At 76.0% G+C, this 17,215-nt stretch carries 10 protein-coding genes, 2 pseudogenes and 1 riboswitch; of the genes and pseudogenes, 10 read left to right on the top strand and 2 right to left on the bottom strand.

The window, feature by feature from the left end; all coding sequences use genetic code 11:
• Window positions 1-111: pseudogene (locus ACH4SL_RS34850) on the top strand (lytic transglycosylase); the annotation flags it as partial.
• Window positions 112-188: 77 nt separating this feature from the next.
• On the opposite strand, the gene ACH4SL_RS34845 reads toward ACH4SL_RS34850, so the two are convergent.
• The gene (locus ACH4SL_RS34845; RefSeq protein WP_398453642.1) at window positions 189-1,217 is read right to left on the bottom strand and encodes a hypothetical protein; all 1,029 of its coding nucleotides are present in this window, start codon (window positions 1,215-1,217) and stop codon (window positions 189-191) included.
• Window positions 1,218-1,436: 219 nt separating this feature from the next.
• On the opposite strand from ACH4SL_RS34845, the pseudogene ACH4SL_RS34840 reads away from it, so the two are divergent.
• The 5 genes and pseudogenes from ACH4SL_RS34840 to ACH4SL_RS34820 form a co-directional block, all read left to right on the top strand.
• A pseudogene (locus ACH4SL_RS34840) lies at window positions 1,437-2,081 on the top strand (FGGY-family carbohydrate kinase); the annotation flags it as partial.
• A gap of 90 nt (window positions 2,082-2,171) precedes the next feature.
• A complete protein-coding gene (locus ACH4SL_RS34835; protein ID WP_398453640.1) occupies window positions 2,172-2,933 on the top strand; it encodes a (Fe-S)-binding protein in 762 nt (253 codons plus the stop codon).
• Window positions 2,930-4,372, top strand: a complete 1,443-nt coding sequence (locus tag ACH4SL_RS34830) for a lactate utilization protein B (protein WP_398453637.1) — start codon at window positions 2,930-2,932, stop codon at window positions 4,370-4,372. Before ACH4SL_RS34835 ends, ACH4SL_RS34830 begins: the two co-directional genes overlap by 4 nt.
• A complete protein-coding gene (locus ACH4SL_RS34825; RefSeq protein WP_398453634.1) occupies window positions 4,369-4,980 on the top strand; it encodes a lactate utilization protein C in 612 nt (203 codons plus the stop codon). Before ACH4SL_RS34830 ends, ACH4SL_RS34825 begins: the two co-directional genes overlap by 4 nt.
• A 142-nt stretch (window positions 4,981-5,122) precedes the next feature.
• A complete protein-coding gene (locus tag ACH4SL_RS34820; protein ID WP_398453632.1) occupies window positions 5,123-7,627 on the top strand; it encodes an NB-ARC domain-containing protein in 2,505 nt (834 codons plus the stop codon).
• Here the strand turns inward: ACH4SL_RS34820 and ACH4SL_RS34815 are convergent.
• Window positions 7,624-9,336 carry a hypothetical protein gene (locus ACH4SL_RS34815; protein WP_398453629.1) on the bottom strand — a complete coding sequence of 571 codons (1,713 nt, stop codon included), beginning with the start codon at window positions 9,334-9,336 and terminating at the stop codon, window positions 7,624-7,626. The two genes, ACH4SL_RS34820 and ACH4SL_RS34815, sit on opposite strands and share 4 nt — an antisense overlap.
• A gap of 142 nt (window positions 9,337-9,478) precedes the next feature.
• Window positions 9,479-9,626, top strand: a riboswitch (cobalamin riboswitch).
• A 103-nt stretch (window positions 9,627-9,729) separates the two neighbouring features.
• On the opposite strand from ACH4SL_RS34815, the gene ACH4SL_RS34810 reads away from it, so the two are divergent.
• The 4 genes from ACH4SL_RS34810 to ACH4SL_RS34795 are packed head-to-tail and all read left to right on the top strand — an operon-like array spanning window position 9,730 to window position 17,127.
• Window positions 9,730-13,386, top strand: coding sequence for a prenyltransferase/squalene oxidase repeat-containing protein (locus tag ACH4SL_RS34810; RefSeq protein WP_398453627.1), 3,657 nt, complete (start codon window positions 9,730-9,732; stop codon window positions 13,384-13,386).
• Window positions 13,383-14,306, top strand: coding sequence for a hypothetical protein (locus ACH4SL_RS34805; protein WP_398453625.1), 924 nt, complete (start codon window positions 13,383-13,385; stop codon window positions 14,304-14,306). Before ACH4SL_RS34810 ends, ACH4SL_RS34805 begins: the two co-directional genes overlap by 4 nt.
• Window positions 14,303-15,463: a CbiQ family ECF transporter T component gene (locus tag ACH4SL_RS34800; RefSeq protein ID WP_398453622.1), complete on the top strand. Its 1,161-nt coding sequence runs from the start codon at window positions 14,303-14,305 to the stop codon at window positions 15,461-15,463. Before ACH4SL_RS34805 ends, ACH4SL_RS34800 begins: the two co-directional genes overlap by 4 nt.
• Entirely contained in the window at window positions 15,460-17,127 is a 1,668-nt protein-coding gene (locus ACH4SL_RS34795) for an ABC transporter ATP-binding protein (RefSeq protein ID WP_398453620.1), read from the top strand. The genes ACH4SL_RS34800 and ACH4SL_RS34795 overlap by 4 nt, the downstream gene beginning before the upstream one ends.
• Window positions 17,128-17,215: the final 88 nt, after the last annotated feature.

Genomic DNA, 17,215 nt, shown 5'->3' with positions numbered 1-17,215 from the left:
GTGGCCGGCACCTCGCACAACATCTACGACCCGGTCGCGAACATCACCGCCGCCTGCAATTACGCGGCCGACCGCTACGGCACGATGGACAACGTGGACTCCGCGTACTGATCCGTCACCGGAAAAAGCGAGACGAAAGGGCGGCGGGGCCATTCCGGCCCCGCCGCCCTTTCGCGCTGCCTGGAGGATCAGGAGGTGTACGAGATGCTCGGGCTCCAGCTCGTCGTGTCGCCCGCGTTGCTGAAGCCGGGGTCGGAGGTGACGACGAAGCGGATCACGTCGCCGGCCGTCACCTGGAGGGTGACGTCGGTGGCGTAGCCGGAGCGGTCGGTGGGGGCGAGGGCGCGGTAGGTGACGTAGTCGGGGGCGGACGGCCACACGGCGGTGCCGTTGTGCTCGATCAGGGCGTGCACGCCGTCGGTGTCGGCGGCGTTGTCCGCGTCGTCCTTGAAGATCCGGCCGTGGACGGTGACCGTGCCGGTGGCGGGGGCGGTCCAGGTGCGGGCGACCCACGCGTCGGACGTCTGCCCGCTGCCGGGACGGAGCTGGAAGGCGTTGACGAAGGAGCCGCCGAGCCCGGTCCAGGTGTTGGTGGGGGCGTCGTACGCGGTCAGGTTCTGCCAGCTGCTGAGGTCGTAGGCCTGCTGGGACCAGCCGCCCCTGCCCTGCTCGCCGTTGAAGGGGAGCGGGGCGACGTACTGCGCGGTGGTCACGGTGTTGCCGGACTGCGTGATGTTGGCGATCTCCGGGGAGCCGTCCACGTCGTTGACCAGGCCCTGCGGGGTCGCGTCGTAGGCGTTGTCGTGGATCGACACCCCGTTCACGACCGTCTGGCCCGCCGCGGTCACGGGCGCGGACGAGGCGTCCACCAGGATGCCGGTCGAATACTGCAACTGCGGGAAGTCGGACTGCACGGGGCTGCGGTTGACGATGCCGGCCAGGTCGTGGGCGTAGACGCCGTGGACGTCGAGGCCCTGGTGCCCGAGCGTGCTGTACATGACGAGCAGGCCCTCACCGGCGTGCGTCAGCTCCAGGTCCTGGACGTGCCAGTGGTCGGGGTCGGTGAGCACCACCGTGCGGTCGGTCGCGTTGCCGCTCCCGGAGATGACCGGGCGGTTGCCCGACCCGTACGCGCCGAGCGTGATCCAGGCCGCGGACGTGCCCGAGCCGCTGAGGTGCAGCGACTGGGTCCAGGTGTCACCGCGGGCCAGCAGCACCTGCGTGCCGGCGGCGAGCGTGGTGCCATTGACCGAGGTGAAGTCGCACCAGGGCCGGTCGGGACTGGTGCCCGGGCCCGCGTCGGAGCACTGCGAGGCGGCGCTGTTGTCGATGTAGTACGTCGGGGCGCCCGCGGCCCCGGCCGTGTGCGCGCCGGCCAGCAGCGCCGCGGCCGGCAGCGCGGCCGTGAGCCCGTACGCCAGCCGCCGGACGGCGGTGCGCGCGGCGCCAACTTCACCAACGAGCGCGGCATCGACGGCACCGTGCGCTTCCTGCGCAACATCATGGGCATGTGGCTGCTGGAGGAGTCCCGCCGCACCTGGGCCCTCCAGGACGGTACGGCGCCCGGCCACGAGGAGCTGGTCGCGCGGGCGGCCGCCGCGCCCGCCTTCGCCGCCGTCATCGACCCGGACGACCCGGAATTCGCCGCGCCCGGCGACATGCCCGCCCGGATCGACGCCTTCTGCCGCCGCACCGGCCAGCGCCCCCCGGCCGACCGCGGCTCGCTGGTCCGCACGGTCCTGGAGGCGCTCGCCCTGGCCCACGCCCGCACCCTGCGCGCCGCCGCCCGGCTCGCCGGGCAGGAGATCCGCACCGTCCACCTCGTCGGCGGCGGCGCCCGCAACGAGCTGCTGTGCCGGCTCACCGCCGACGCGACGGGCCTGCCCGTGGTGGCGGGCCCGGTCGAGGCCACCGCGCTGGGCAACGTCCTGGTCCAGGCCCGCGCCCGCGGCCTCGTCCACGACCGCCACGACCTGCGCCGCCTGGTCGCCGCCACGCAGCCGCTGCGCCGCTACGAACCGGCGGGCCCGCGCGCCCCGTGGGACGCGGCGGCCGCCCGCCTCGGCCTCGGCGTCGACTGACCCGGACCGGGAGGCGCGGCTCGGCACGACCGGACCGCGGCTCCCCGGCCGCCCGCACCACCGCGCCCCCTCCCGGAAGGACAACCCCCTGTGCGCGTCGCCCTGTTCGCCACCTGCGTCAACGACGCCGTGCTGCCGCGTGCCGCCATCGCGACCGTCACGCTGCTGGAGCGGCTCGGCGTGCGAGTGGACTTCCCCGCCGCCCAGTCGTGCTGCGGGCAGCCGCAGTTCAACACCGGCTACCGGCGGATGACCGAGCCCCTGGTGCTGCGCATGGCGCGGGCCTTCGAGGGCTACGACCACGTCGTCACCCCCTCCGGGTCCTGCGCGGCGATGGTCCGCGAGAACTACCCGCGGATCGGCGCCCGCGCGGAAGGCGAGGGCCGCGGCCCCGAACTCGCCGCCGCCGCGGGGGAGATCGTGCCGCGGGTACGGGAACTGACCGAATTCCTGGTCGACGTGCTGGGCGTCACCGACGTCGGCGCGTACTTCCCGCACCAGGTGGCCTACCACCCGTCCTGCCACGGACTGCGCACCCTCGGCCTCGGCACCCGGCCGCTCGCCCTGCTGGGCGCCGTACGCGGCCTGGAAATGGTCGAGTTGACCGGCGCCGACGAATGCTGCGGCTTCGGCGGCACCTTCGCCGTCAAGAACCCGGACGTCTCCGCGGCCATGGGCGCCGACAAGGTGCGCAGCGCCCTGGACAGCGGCGCCGACGTGCTGTGCGGGGCCGACAGCTCCTGCCTGCTGCACCTCGAGGGCCTCCTGCACCGGCAGGGCGCCGCCCTCTCGGCCGTGCACCTCGCGGAGATCCTCGCCGCCACCGAAACCGACCCCTGGAGGCCCGCATGAGCGGTACGTACCTGGGCATGCCGGCCTTCCCGAAGGCCGCGAAGACCGCCACGAAGGACGCCGGGCTGCGCGCGAACCTGCGGCACGCCACCCACACCATCCGCGACAAGCGCGCCCGCGCGGTGGGCGAGCTGGCCGACTGGGAGGAGCTGCGGCAGGCCGGCCGCCGGATCAAGGACCACACGCTGCGCCACCTCGGCACGTACCTCACGCAGCTGGAGGACGCGGTCACCGCCGCGGGCGGCACCGTGCACTGGGCCGCCGACGCGGACGAGGCCAACCGCATCGTGGCCGACCTGGTGCGGGCGACCGGCGAGACGGAGGTCGTCAAGGTCAAGTCGATGGCCACGCAGGAGATCGGCCTCAACGCGGCCCTCGCCGAGGAGGGCATCACCGCCTACGAGACGGACCTCGCCGAGCTGATCGTGCAGCTCGGCGACGACCTGCCCTCGCACATCCTGGTGCCCGCGATCCACCGCAACCGCACCGAGATCCGCGACATCTTCACGGAGAAGATGGCCCAGTGGGGCCGCCCCGCGCCCGAGGGGCTCACCGACCGGCCCGCCGAACTCGCCGAGGCCGCACGGCTGCACCTGCGGGAGAAGTTCCTGCGGGCCAAGGTCGCCGTCTCCGGCGCCAACTTCATGATCGCCGAGACCGGCACCCTCGTGGTCGTCGAGTCCGAGGGCAACGGGCGGATGTGCCTGACGCTGCCCGAGACGCTGATCTCCGTCGTCGGCATCGAGAAGGTGCTGCCGCGGTGGGAGGACCTGGACGTCTTCCTCCAGTTGCTGCCGCGCTCGTCCACCGCCGAGCGGATGAACACGTACACCACGATGTGGACCGGCACCACGCCGGGCGACGGCCCGCGCGACTTCCACCTCGTGCTGCTCGACAACGGCCGCACCGCGACGCTCGCCGACGACGTGGGCCGCCAGGTGCTGCGCTGCATCCGCTGCTCGGCCTGCCTGAACGTCTGCCCCGTCTACGAGCGGGCCGGCGGCCACGCGTACGGCTCCGCCTACCCGGGCCCGATCGGCGCCGTGCTCACCCCCCAACTGCGGGGCACCCAGAGCGAGGTGGACGCCTCGCTGCCCTTCGCCTCGTCGTTGTGCGGGGCCTGCTACGAGGTGTGCCCGGTGGCCATCGACATCCCGGAGGTGCTGGTGCACCTGCGCGAGCGGGTCGCCGAGCAGCCCGGCCACCGCGCCGAGCGCGCCGCGATGCGCGCGGCCACCTGGCTGCTCGACCACCCCGCCGCGCTGGCCGCCGCCGAACGCGCGGCCTCCGCGACCCGCGCCCTGCACCCGCGCTCCCTCCCGCTGCCCGGCCCGGCGGCCGCCTGGTCCGCCGAGCGGGACCTGCCCCGGATGCCGGAGCAGCCCTTCCGCGCGTGGTGGCGGGACCACGCCGCATCCCGTGAGGAGCAGACCCCGTGAGCAGCAGCCGTGACGCCATCCTGGCCCGTATCCGCGAGGCGACGGCCGACGCCCCCGACCCCGCGCCCCCGGCGCAGGACCACCGCGCCCTCGTCGACCTGCTCGCCGAGAACCTCGCCGACTACCGCGCCCGCGTCCACCGCGCCGCCGAGGCCGAGTTGCCCGCGGTGGTGGCGAGGCTGCTCGCCGGGCGCGGGGCGCGCAGCGTCGCCGTACCCCCGGGCCTGCCCGCGGCCTGGCTCGCGGACACGGTCGGCGTCGACATCCGCGAGGACACGGCCGAACACCCGCTCACCGCCCTCGAACTGGACGGTGTGGACAGCGTGCTGACCGGCTGCCGGGTGGCCGTCGCCGTGACCGGCACCATCGTCCTGGACGCCGGCCCCGCCCAGGGTCGCCGGGTGCTGACCCTCGCCCCCGACCACCACATCTGCGTCGTCCGCACCGCCGACCAGACCGTGGCGTCCCTCGCCGAGGCCCTCGCCCGCCTGGACCCCACCTGCCCCCTCACCTGGATCTCCGGCCCCTCCGCCACGAGCGACATCGAACTCGACCGCGTGGAGGGCGTCCACGGCCCCCGCACCCTCGACGTCATCCTGACGGGCTGACCACCGGCGCCCCCCGCGCGCCGCCGCGCACGGGTTGACGTCACGTCAGCTCGCACGGGCGAGCCGCTATGTGCAAGCGGCGGCGAAGTGCCTACGGTGGGTGTCCGCGGCTGCGCGCCCGCGGTGACCCGAAGGGGGTTGTGTGGAGCCCGAGTTGGCGGCACTTGCGACGTCTGGTGCCACGGCGTTCGTCGAACTGCTGGTGTCGGAGGCCTTCGAACGGGTGCGGCGGCCCGTGGCCCGGTTCCTGCGCCGGGGGTCCGGCGGCGCGCCCGTCGACGGGGAGCTCCAGGAGGAGAGTCGGGAGGCGCTGCGGGCGCGGGAGACGGGGGACGAGGTCGCCCTCGCCGACGTCCGGCAGCGCTGGCAGGAGCGGCTGGCGGTGATCTTCCGGGACGACCCCGGCGCCCCGGCCGAGCTGGCGGGGCTGCTGGCGGAGCTGGCACCGGACACCTCGCGGGGCTTCGTCAGCCTGGTCAGCGGCGGCGTGAACCACGGCCCCGCCTTCCAGGGCTCGCACATCCACGGCGGCATCGTCTTCAACGTCCGCCCCGCCGCGGCCCCCGAGCCGGACGGGCGGGTACGGCCGGACCAGGTCCCGCCCGTGACCGTTCCGTTCAGCAACCGGCGGGCCGAACTGACCGCTCTGGACACGGCGTTGGGCGGGACGGGCGTCGGCGTCGGGGTCCTCGAAGGGCTCCCCGGCGTGGGGAAGACGGCCACCGCCCGCCGCTGGGCGGAGCTGGCGCGCGAGCGCTTCCCCGACGGCCAGCTCTACGTCGACTTCGCCGCGCTGCGCGACCAGGCCGCGCCGTCGGCACCGGCGGGCGACGTCTCCGAGGCGCTGGCCATGTGCCTGAAGTCGCTCCCGGGCGGTGACCGGGACATCCCCGCCTCTGTCGCGGCCCGCACCAACCTCTTCCGGTCGCGCTCGGCGGAGCTGCGCATCCTGCTCGTCCTGGACGATGTGACCGCGGCCTCCCAGGTGCGGGCGCTGATCCCGAAGGGCGCGGGCAGCGCCGTGCTGGTCACGAGCCAGGGGCGGCTCGCCGAGCTGTTCCTGGACGGCGGCGCCCGGCCGATCCCGGTCGGGCCGCTGGACGCGCACGGCGGGCTGGCGCTGCTGAGGGACCGGTGCGGCGAGCAGGCCGTCGAGGCCGAACGGGAGGCCGCCGAAAGACTCGTGGAGCTGTGCGGCGGCCTGCCGGTGGCCTTGCAGGTCGCGGCCGCCCGGCTGGTCACCGGCGGCGGTCTGACCCTGGCCGAGCTGGCCGCGGAGCTGGAGGAGGAGGCCGGCCGGCTGGCGGGCCTGTCGCTGTTCGGGGAGGAGTCGCCGGTGTCCGTCGCTCTTGGACCTTCGTACCGCCTGCTGCCGCCGGAGGCGGCGCGGCTCTACCGGCTGCTGGGCTGGCTGCCGTCGAGCGACTTCGACGCCGGGGTGGCGGCGGCCGCCGCCGGGGTGGACGCGGCGGCGGCCAAGCGGCTGCTGGGCGTCCTGGTGAAGGCGAGCCTCGTCGAGACCGTGCGGGGCGGCCGCTACCACGTCCACGACCTGGTCCGCCTGCACGCGCGCGAGCGCGCGGTGGAGGAGGAGCCCGGGTCCGCGTACGCCGAGCTGACCGAGCGGGTGGCGCGGCACTACCTCGCGCTGGCCGCGCTCGCCGACCGCGCGGTGCGGCGGGACCGGCTGCGGGTGGCCCGGCTCGACGAGCTGCTGCGCGACGCCGACGATCCCTTCGCCGCGCCCGGCGGACCGGCCCCGCTGGAATGGCTGGACACCGAACGGGCCGCGATCCTCGCGGTGCTGCGCGCGGCCACGGCGCACGAGCTGTACTCCCTGGTGTGGCCGCTGGCCGAGGCCTTCACCGTCCTCTTCCTGCACCACCGCTACCTCGGTGCGTGGAAGGAGTCGCTGGAGCTGGGCGCCGACGCCGCGGCGCGGGCCGCGGAGCGGGCGACCACGGCCGAGGACGTCGCGCTGGCCACGGCCGGGGAGGCGCGGCTGCGCAGCCTGCTCTCCCGCCCGCTGCTGGACCTGCTCGACACCGGGGGAGCGGGCAGGGAGCTGCGGCGGGCCGAGGCGCTCGCCGCGGTGTCGGGCGACCTCCACGTCCATGCCTCGGTGCTGGAATTCCTCGGGCGCTACCAGACGCCCTTCGAGCTGTCGGGAGCCGTCGACACGCTGCGCCGCTGCCTGGAACTCAACGAGCGCGCCGGGGATCCGCGCGGCGCCGCCCTCGCCCTCTTCTTCCTCGGGCGCGCGCAGCACGTCGACGGCGACGCGGCCGGGGCGATGGCCACGCTGCACCGGGCCCGGGACGCCTTCGCGGCGCTCGCCGAGCCCGACCCGCGGATGGCCGCCCGGGTGGGCGCGGGCATCGGCGCCGTCCACGCCCGGCTCGGCGAGACCGACGACGCGGTACGCGAACTGCGCGCGGCGGTACGGGCGCTGGAGGAGAACGACGCGGAGCACTACGCCGCGCAGGCGCTGGAGCTGCTCGCCCGCGTGACGGAGTCGGTCGAGGGGCGTACGGAGCAGGTCCGCGGCTATGTGCGCCGGGCCCGGGAGATCTACGCGGCGGTCGGCAACGACCAGGCGCAGGCCATGGACCGCTGGCTGGACACCTTCGAGGACGACACGCCCTAACGGGCCAGGGGCGCGGGGCGCAGCCGCAGGGCCGCGTCCTCGCCCGGCCGCTCGCCCACCCGCAGCGTCACCACCGCGCCGTCCAGCGGCGCGCCGGTGAGCAGGCAGGCGTGGACGACCGCGGCGGGCAGGCCCGGGTCGCGCGTGGGACCGGTCGCGTCCACCTCCACGACGCGGCCGTCCCTGAGCCCGACCAGTGTGCCGCCGCCACGGACGGCCGCGGCCGCGAGGAGGGCGCCGGGCAGCTCGTCGAGGCGGTCCCCGATCCAGCGCAGCGCCTCGACGGCCGTGGCGGCGGGGCGGGCGCGCAGCAGGACGGAGGCGCTCTCGGTCAGCCGGTGGTCGCGCTCGTCGTCCGTGCTCGCCAGGTGGGTGAAGGACGCGCCGGTGTCCGGACCCGCGGCCGCGTACCCGGCGACCGCCGCCGGGACACGGCGGACGGTGACGACCGGCGCGTCGCCGCCCGCCGCCACGCCCGTCGTCACCAGCCACGACGTGACCGGCCCGGCAGGGGAGTCCGCGGCCGGCAGTACGAGGGGCGCCGGCGGCGCCGCGGCCGGTTCCGGCAGCTCCAGGAAGCGGTAGACGGCGCCGCGCAGGCGGGCGAGCGCGTGGCCGGGCTCGGCGAAGGCCTGGCCGGCGACCTCGGCGTACCGCTCGGCCGCGTGCTGCTCCGCCGCGGCCGCCCGCACCTGCCCGAGCAGATCCCCGCGGGGTTCGAGCCGCGGCGCGGCGGCGGCCAGCGCGTGGACGGCCGTACCCGGCACCGCGTCCGCGCCGATCCCCGTCAGCAGGACGGGTGTTCCGCTGGCCGCGCCGTAGAGCGTCACCGAGCCGTGGTCGCCCACCAGCACGTGCGCGGCGACGAGCGCGGGCCGCCACGCGTGGACGGCGGGGATCAGCAGCAGGCCCGCGTCCAGCGCGGAGGCCAGCAGCGTACGGATCTGCCACGCCCCGTGGCCCGACCACACGTTGGGGTGGATGATCGCGCCGACCCGGTATTCGTCGCAGGGCAGCTGCGCGAGCAGCCGCGGGAGCAGGTCCGGGTGCCGGCCCAGCAGCGAGGTGGGGCCCCACGTGGAGCTGACCACGACCAGCCGCTGGTGCTCCGCGACGCCCAGCGCCGTACGGTACGCCGCCCGGCGCGGACGGCTGGCGGCCAGCTCGTCGAAGCAGGGGTCGCCCACCAGCAGCGTCCGCCCGGCCGCCTTCGGGTGGGCGGCGACCAACTGCTCCTCCTGCGCCGGGTGCGACACCGCGAGCCAGGCCCGCCCGCTCTCCAGCAGCGCGTCCGGCACCACACCGGACAGCCGGGTCCGCGCGCTGCGGGAGTCCGGGACGAGCTTCTGGAAGCCGATGCCGTGCGGCAGCACCAGCACCGGGCAGTCGCCCTCGGGCACCTCGATGTTCTCGCTCGCCGAGACGATGAGGTCGGGGGAGACGTCCGCCAGCTGCTCCCACGGCATGACCCGGCACCCGCTGCCGCTCAGCAGGTCCAGCACGCCCGAACTGAACGCGGACGTCGGGTCGTAGGCGAAGACGACGGTCACCCGGGGGTCGTCCCGCAGCAGCGCCGGAAGCGTTTCCAGTGCCCGTACGGTCGAGGTGACCGTACGCGCGGCGACGACGAGCGTGCGCTCGCCCCGGAAGGTCGTCCAGCGCGGGGCGTCCCGCCCCACGGGCACGCGCAGCGGCGGGCTACCGGACACCGCGCCCGCCCGCCTCCGCCATACCCGCCCCACTCTTCAGTCGGCTGAACGCCTACACGGTATCCCGGGGGAGGGGGCGCGGCGGGGAACGCGGGTCGGCACGCCTCCCGCCCCGTGCGGGGCACGCGACTGTGCGCGACATTGACGTCACAGCGGATCGCGTGGTGCCATGAAACGCATTTCCGATTCAGCAGCCAGGGGAAGCCGGTCGAAGTCCGGCGCTGACCCGCAACCGTAGGCCCCCGTCCAGGGGGCGAGCCGGATTACCTGCGCTGAACAGCAAGTCACGATCGCCGTCGAGGACTACGGCACGGACGACCCGGCCGGCGCCGCCCAGCTGCCGCCCGTTCCTCCGCGGCCCGCCCTCCCCGCCGGCCGACCTCGGGGGGACCCGTGCTTCGACTCTTCCGGCGCCGCGGCCGTGGACTGCCGCGTACCGCCGTACTGCTCACCGCCGGGGCGACGCTCGCCGGCACCGCCGGGCTGGTCACGTCGGCGGGCGCGGCACACGCCGACCCGATCGGCGACTGCACGGCGACGACCGGCGCGATCGTCGCGGTGGACTACGGGCACTGGGGCGGCCCGGTGCTGCGCGGCTGCGACGCGCACCCCACCACGGGTATCAACCTGCTGCACAACGCCGGGTTCACCACGGCCGGGACGGTGCACGACGGCCCCGGCTTCATCTGCCGGATCGGCAACGACGGCTTCGACAGCGGCACCCCCTACCCGACGCCCGCCGACGAGGCCTGCGTGCTGACACCGCCCGCCGACGCGTACTGGTCCTTCTGGATCGCGCCCGCCGGGCAGGACACCTGGGCCTACAGCCCGCTCGGCGCGTTCAGCGACCACCCGGCCGACGGCGAGGTCGAGGCGTGGACGTTCGGCCCCACCGACATCGGCGGCACCACCGGCCAGCCGCCCTTCACCCCGGACGACGTACGCGCCCAGGGCGGCGGCACCCCGACCAGCGCGCCGCCCACCAGCGCGCCCCCGACCAGCGTGCCGCCCACCACCCCGGCGCGGCCCGCCGACATCGCGGCGGCCGCGACCTGGCTGACGGGCCAACTGGAGGGCGGCGACCATGTGCCCGACGGCTGGGGCGGCACCGACTACGCCTCCACCGCGCAGACCGCGCTCGCGCTGGCCGCGGCCGGCGGCCAGGACGCCACGCTGCGGGCGCTCGACGCGTACCTGACCGCGCACGCCGACGCCTACCTGCTGCCCGACGCCACCGACACCGTGCCGCGCCCGGCGGCCGTCGCGAACCTGGCGCTGCTCGCCGAGATCCTGGGCGGCGACCCCAGGAAGACCGGGGGCCGCGACCTGCTCGCCGACCTCACCGACCATGTGTGCACCGCTGTCGCGGGAAGCCTCGGCAATTGCACCGCGCCCGGCGACTTCTACGGCGCCTCCTCGCCCGACGCCCAGGCCCTGGCGCTGCTCGCGCTGTCCCGCGGCGGCGTCGCCCCGCCCGCCGCGGCCGTCGACCGGCTCACCGGCATGCAGTGCGCGGACGGCGGCTTCTCCGGCTCCATGCTGGGCAGCGGCGAGCGCTGCACCTCCAACGCGGCGACCACCGCGGCGGCGGTCCTCGCCCTCAAGGGCCTGCCCGGTACCGGGGACGCGGTGGACAAGGCGGGCGCGTACCTGCTGAAGCAGCAGTCCGCGGACGGCAGTTACCCGGCCTACGACGGCGCGCCGTACGGCGACACCTCGACGACCGCGTCCGCCGCCCAGGCGCTGGGCCTGCTCGGCCGCACCGCCGAGGCCGCCGCCGCCCGCGGCTGGCTCGCCGCCCGGCAGACCGACGCCGGCGGCTTCACCGGCGACCCCTCGGCCACCGACCCGGACGTCTACGCCTCCACCGCCGCCACCCTCGCCGCCACCGGCACCGACCTGGCGACGCTGACCCACCCCCTCACGACCCCCACCCCCACCACCACCTCCCCGACGCCCACCACGGCCGCCCCGACCACCACCCCGCCGGCCGCCGCCACCGGCCCGGACCTCGCCAAGGGCGTCGCCTACCTCGTCGACCGCGACAACCTCGTCGACGGCCACTATTACGAGTCCGGATCCGGTTTCGCCGACTTCGGCCTCACCATCGACGGCCTGTTCGCCCTGTCCGCCGCGGGCGGCGCGGACGACACCCTCGCCGGTGTCACGGACTTCCTCCAGCACGGCAAGGACGGCAACGGCCGCGACATCGACGGCTGGACGCTGATCGGCACCGCGTACGCGCAGGGCGGCTCGCTCGCCAAGGAGGCCGTCGCCGCCGAGGTCACCGGCGCCGACCCGCGCGCCTTCGGCGGGCACGACCTGATCGCCGCCCTCGACGCCACCGTGTGCGCCGCCGCGGACGCCTCTGCGGGCTGCGCCGCCAAGGGCAACTACGCCTACGCGACGTCCGTCTTCTCGCAGTCCCTCGGCGTCATCGCCCAGCTGCGGGCGGGCGACACGGCAGCGGCGGCCGGGCCGATCGCGTACCTGGAGAGCCTGCAGAACGCGGACGGCTCCTGGCCCAGCCTCATCCCCGCGCACGGGGACTCCGAGGTCGACAGCACGGCGATGGCGATGATGGCCCTCGACCTCGCGCCCGGCAAGGACGCGGCGGACGCGGTGGCCGAGGGCGCCTCCTGGCTCGCGGGCAGGCAGCTCGCCGACGGCGGCTTCCCCGGCGCGGCCGGCGACTCCGTCAACTCCGCCGCCCTCGCGATCCAGGGCCTCGCCCTGGAGGGCACGCGCTACGCCCCGCAGATCGCCAGGGCGCGCGCCTTCCTCGCGGGCCAGCAGAACAAGGACGGCGGCTTCCGGGTCGCCGCCGACTCCGACCAGAAGGACTCCGACCTGCGGGCCTCCACCCAGGCGGTCGGCGGCGCGGTGGGCACGTCCTTCGGGCGGCTGCTGCGCGACGTCGGCGACCAGAAGGCCGCGGCGGCCGGATCGGCGTACCTGGTCGCGCAGTTGAAGGGCGGCGACCACCTCGCGAACGACTACGGGCCCGACTACGGCCAGACCGCCGACCTCGCCCTCGCGCTCGCCGCGACCGGCGGCCAGGACACGGCGCTGACGAAGGCCACCGCGTATCTCGCCGGGCACGTCGCCGACTACGCCGACCCCGCGGGCACCTCCGCCTACCCCGGCCCGTACAGCGGCTCGGCCGCCAAACTCACCCTGCTCGCCGAGGTCATGGGCCAGGACCCGCACACCTTCGGCGGCTTCGACCTGCCGGCCACCCTCACCGGCCACGTCTGCGCCGCCGCCACGACGGACGGCGCCTGCACCGCGCCCGGCGACTTCAGCCAGGCCTACTCGACCGTCTCGCAGGCCCTCGGCGTGCTCGCGCTGACCCGCGCCGGGGTCACCGCACCGCCCGCCACGGTCGACCGGCTGCTGCAACTCCAGTGCGCGGACGGCGGTTTCTCCTCGCAGCTGATCGCACCCGGCGCCGACTGCACCTCCGACGTCGACACCACCGGCTACGCCGCCCAGGCCCTCGCCCTGCTCCCCGACCGCGCCGACGCCCTCGCCTCGGCACGGGCGTATCTCGTCAAGGCCCAGCAGAAGAGCGGCGGTTACCAGGGCGCCGCGGGCCTGAGCAGCAACTCGACCGCGCTCGCCGTGCAGGCGCTGCTCGCCACCGACAAGATCCGCCCCGAACAGGCCCGCAGCGGGCAGGAGTTCCTGCTCACCGTGCAGAACAAGGACGGCGGCTTCCGCATCACCGACGCCGCCGGGGACTCCGACACCCGCTCCACCACCCAGGCCGTCCCCGCCCTCGCCGGCACCCCTCTTACCACCCTCAGCCACGCGCTCGCCCCCGTCACCCCGACCGGCGGCGACCACGGCTCCGGCGGCACGTCCTCCGGCGGCGGTACGGGCGACGGCGGTTCCGGTGCCGACGGCTCGCACGGCGGCGCCCTCGCCGCGACCGGCACGAGCGCCCTGACCGCGGCGGGCCTGGCCGCGCTGCTGCTCGCGGCCGGTACCGCGCTCGCGGCGGTACGGCGCAGGACCGCCGCCCGGCGCGCGGGGAGCCACCGGTGAGGCCCGTGCGCCGGGTACGGGCCCGCGTGCCGCGCCTGCTCGCCGTCCTCGGTCTGCTCGCCGCCCTCGCCGGCGGCGGGCTGACCGTGGGCGCGGCCCCCGCCTCCGCCACCGCGCAGCCCATGAGCAAGTGCACGACCACCCAGGGCGTCGTCCTGGCCGTGGACTTCCGGAAGTGGGGCGGCCCGCTGCTGCGCTCCTGCGGTACGACACCCACCACCGGCTACACCCTGCTCAACCAGGGGGGTTGGGCCACCACCGGCACGCAGCACGATGGTCCCGCCTTCATCTGCCGTATCGGGTACGCCGGTTACCAAGGCGGCACGCAATACCCGACCGCCAAGGACGAGCCCTGCGTGCTGACCCCGCCGGCCACCGCGTACTGGTCCTACTGGCACGCGGACCCGGGGCAGAACACCTGGTCCTACAGCCAGTTGGGCGCCATGAGCTACCACCCGAAGCCCGGCAGCGTGGACCTGTGGATCTTCGGCGCCACCAACATCGCGGGCACCGAGGGCCGGCCGGCCTTCTCCCCGGACACCGTCCGCGCCCGCAACACCGCGCCGGGCGGCACCAAGACCTCCGCACCGGCCAAACCCAAGCCCCCCGCCGCCACGCGCCCCGCCACCGCACCGCACCCGTCCGCCACCGCCTCCGGCGCGGACACCGACCCGTCACCCACGATCATCGGCACCCCCAGCGCGGCCACCCTGACGCCCACCCCCGCCGCCACCACCGCGGCGCCGTCCACCGCCGCCCCCGTGTCCTCCGCCGCGCCGCAGCCGCAGGACGCCGAACCGACCGCCGCCGCCCACCACTCCTCCGGCTCCGTCCTGCCGGTGGCGATCACCGCCGGTGTCGTCGCCGTCGTCGCGGCCCTGATCGGCGTCCGGGTACGGCAGCGGCGGAACGCGCGATGACGGCACCCGCGGCCGGCGGCGGCCGGCTGCCGCGCACGCTGCACCCGGGGGCGTGGTGGCTGTGGGGCCTGGGCCTGGCGACCGCCGCGAGCCGCACCACCAACCCGCTGCTGCTCGGGCTGGTGCTCGCCGTCCTCGCGCTCGTCGTCAGCGAACGCCGCACCGACGCCCCCTGGGCCCGCGGCTTCCGCTACTACCTCCTGCTCGCGCTCGCCGTCATCGCCATCCGCGTGGTCTTCCGCTGCGTCTTCGCCAGCGGCATCACCCCCACCGACCACATCCTCTTCCGCCTCCCGCACATCCCCACCCCCGACTGGTACGCCGGCATCCAACTCGGCGGCCCCGTCTCGCTGGAGGCCACCCTCTCCGCCGCGATCGACGGGCTGCGGCTGGCCTGCCTGCTGTGCTGCATCGGCGCCGCCAACACCCTCGCCAACCCCAAGCGCGCGCTGCGCGTCCTGCCGGGCGCGCTGTACGAACTCGGCGTCGCCGTCACGGTGTCGATGAGCGTCGCCCCCCAACTCGTCGAAAGCGTCCAGCGGGTGACCAGGGCCCGCCGGCTGCGCGCCGACCGGGCCAAGGGGCTGCGGGCGCTGCGGTCGATCCTCATCCCGGTGCTCGAAGACGCCCTGGAGCGGTCGCTGTACCTCGCCGCCGCCATGGACTCGCGCGGATACGGCCGCTCCGGCACCGCCACCCGCCGCGCCCGCCGGGCCACCGCCGCCCTCATGCTCGCGGGCATGCTCGGGCTGTGCACCGGCGTCTACGGCCTGCTGGACGGCACCACACCCAAGGCGCTGGGCCTTCCGGCGCTGCTCGGCGGCTCCCTGCTGTGCTGCGCCGGGCTCGCGGTCGGCGGGCGCCGGGTGCGCCGCACGAGCTACCGGCCCGACCCGTGGCGCGGGCCCGAATGGGCCGTCGCCGGCTGCGGGGCGGCCACCGCCGTACTGCTCTTCCTGACCGTCGGCTACAACGCCGCCGACCTCAACCCGAGCCTGTACCCGCTGCGTTGGCCGTCCCTGCCGTGGCTGCCCGCCGCCGCGATCCTGCTCGCCGGGACCGCCGCCGTCACCGCGCCGCCGCCCCCGGCGCACGGCCCCAAGTCCGCGGCGGCCCCGCCGCGTACCGCACAGACCACGAGCGAGGCCCTGCTGTGATCCGCTTCGAGCGCGTCAGCGTCACCTACGCCGGGGCCGACCGGCCGGTGCTGCGCGATGTGGACCTCACCGTCGAGGAGGGCGAGCTCTGCCTCGTCGTCGGCCGTACCGGCGCGGGCAAGTCCACCCTGCTGGGTACGGTCAACGGGCTCGTGCCGCACTTCACCGGCGGCACGCTCGCCGGCCGCGTCACCGTCGACGGCCGCGACACCGCCCGGCACCCGCCGCGCGAACTCGCCGACGTCGTCGGCGTGGTGGGCCAGGATCCGCTGGCCGGCTTCGTCACCGACACCGTCGAGGAGGAACTCGCCTACGCCATGGAGCAGTTGGCGGTGCCCGCCGACGTCATGCGCAAACGCGTCGAGGAGACCCTCGACCTGCTGGGCCTCGCCGACCTGCGGCACCGGGCACTCGCCGAGCTGTCCGGCGGCCAGCAGCAGCGGGTCGCCATCGGCTCGGTGCTCACCGCCCACCCGCGCGTGCTGGTGCTCGACGAGCCGACCTCCGCGCTCGACCCGACCGCCGCCGAGGAGGTGCTGGCCGCCGTGACCCGGCTGGTGCACGACCTCGGCGTCACCGTCGTCCTGGCCGAGCACCGGCTGGAGCGCGTCGTGCAGTACGCCGACCGCGTCGTCCACCTCACCGGCGACGGCACCGTCACCCACGCCCTGCCCGCCGAGGCCTTCCGCACCGCGTCCGTCGCCCCGCCCGTCGTCGACCTCGGCCGGCTCGCCGGCTGGGACCCGCTGCCGCTGTCCGTACGCGACGCCCGCCGCGCCGCCGCCACCCTGCGCCGCCGCCTCGCCGACGCCCCCGCCGTACCGCCCGCCCGCACCCCCGCGCCGCCGGGCGCACCGCTGCTCACCGCCCGCGGGGTGGTCGTCCGCTACGGCGACACGGTGGCCGTCCGCGAGGCGGACCTCGACCTGCGCGCGGGAGAGGTCACGGCGCTCATGGGCCGCAACGGATCCGGCAAGTCCTCGCTGCTGTGGGCCCTGCACGGCGCGGGCCCCCGGCAGGCGGGGACGGTACGGCTCGCGGGCCCTCCCACCGGGGAGCCCGCACCCGCCCGCGTACGCCGGTGGGGCCGCCGGACGGACCCGGGTCCCTCCCGCGGCGTCGGGCTCGTCCCGCAGACCCCCACCGACCTGCTCTACCTGGAGACCGTCGGCGCCGAACTCGCCCAGGCCGACCGCGAGTCGGGCGCCGCCCCGGCCCGCACCCTGCTGGACCGCTTCGCCCCGGGCATCCCCGACGACCTGCACCCCCGCGACCTCTCCGAAGGCCAGAAGCTCGCTCTCGTACTGGCGATCCAGCTCTCCGCCGCCCCCTCGGTCGTCCTGCTCGACGAGCCCACCCGCGGCCTGGACTACCAGGCCAAGCAGGCGCTCATCGGCATCGTGGACGCGCTGGCCGCGGAGGGCCGCAGCGTCGTCGTCTGCACCCACGACGTGGAATTCGTGGCCGCGGGCGCCGACCGGGTCGTCGTCATGGCCGAGGGCGACATCGTGGCCGACGGCCCCACCGCGGACGTCATCGTCGCCTCCCCGTCCTTCGCCCCGCAGGCCGCGAAGATCCTGGCACCGCTGCCGTACCTGACCGTCGCCCAGGTGGCGGCGGGCCTCGCGGCCCCGGGCCTCGCGGCCCCGGGGGAGGGCCGATGAGCCGCCGTACGCGGGAGCGTCCCGCGGACGAAGCCGGGCGGTCGGGCACCCGCCTGCGCCGCCTCGTCCAGCGGCCGGACACCCGGCG

It is taken from the genome of Streptomyces sp. NPDC021020 (genome assembly GCF_044333285.1).
In the GTDB taxonomy this organism is placed as follows: Bacteria; Actinomycetota; Actinomycetes; order Streptomycetales; family Streptomycetaceae; genus Actinacidiphila.
Note: the sequence above shows the minus strand (reverse complement) of the source record. Positions and strands in the feature narration are given on the sequence as shown.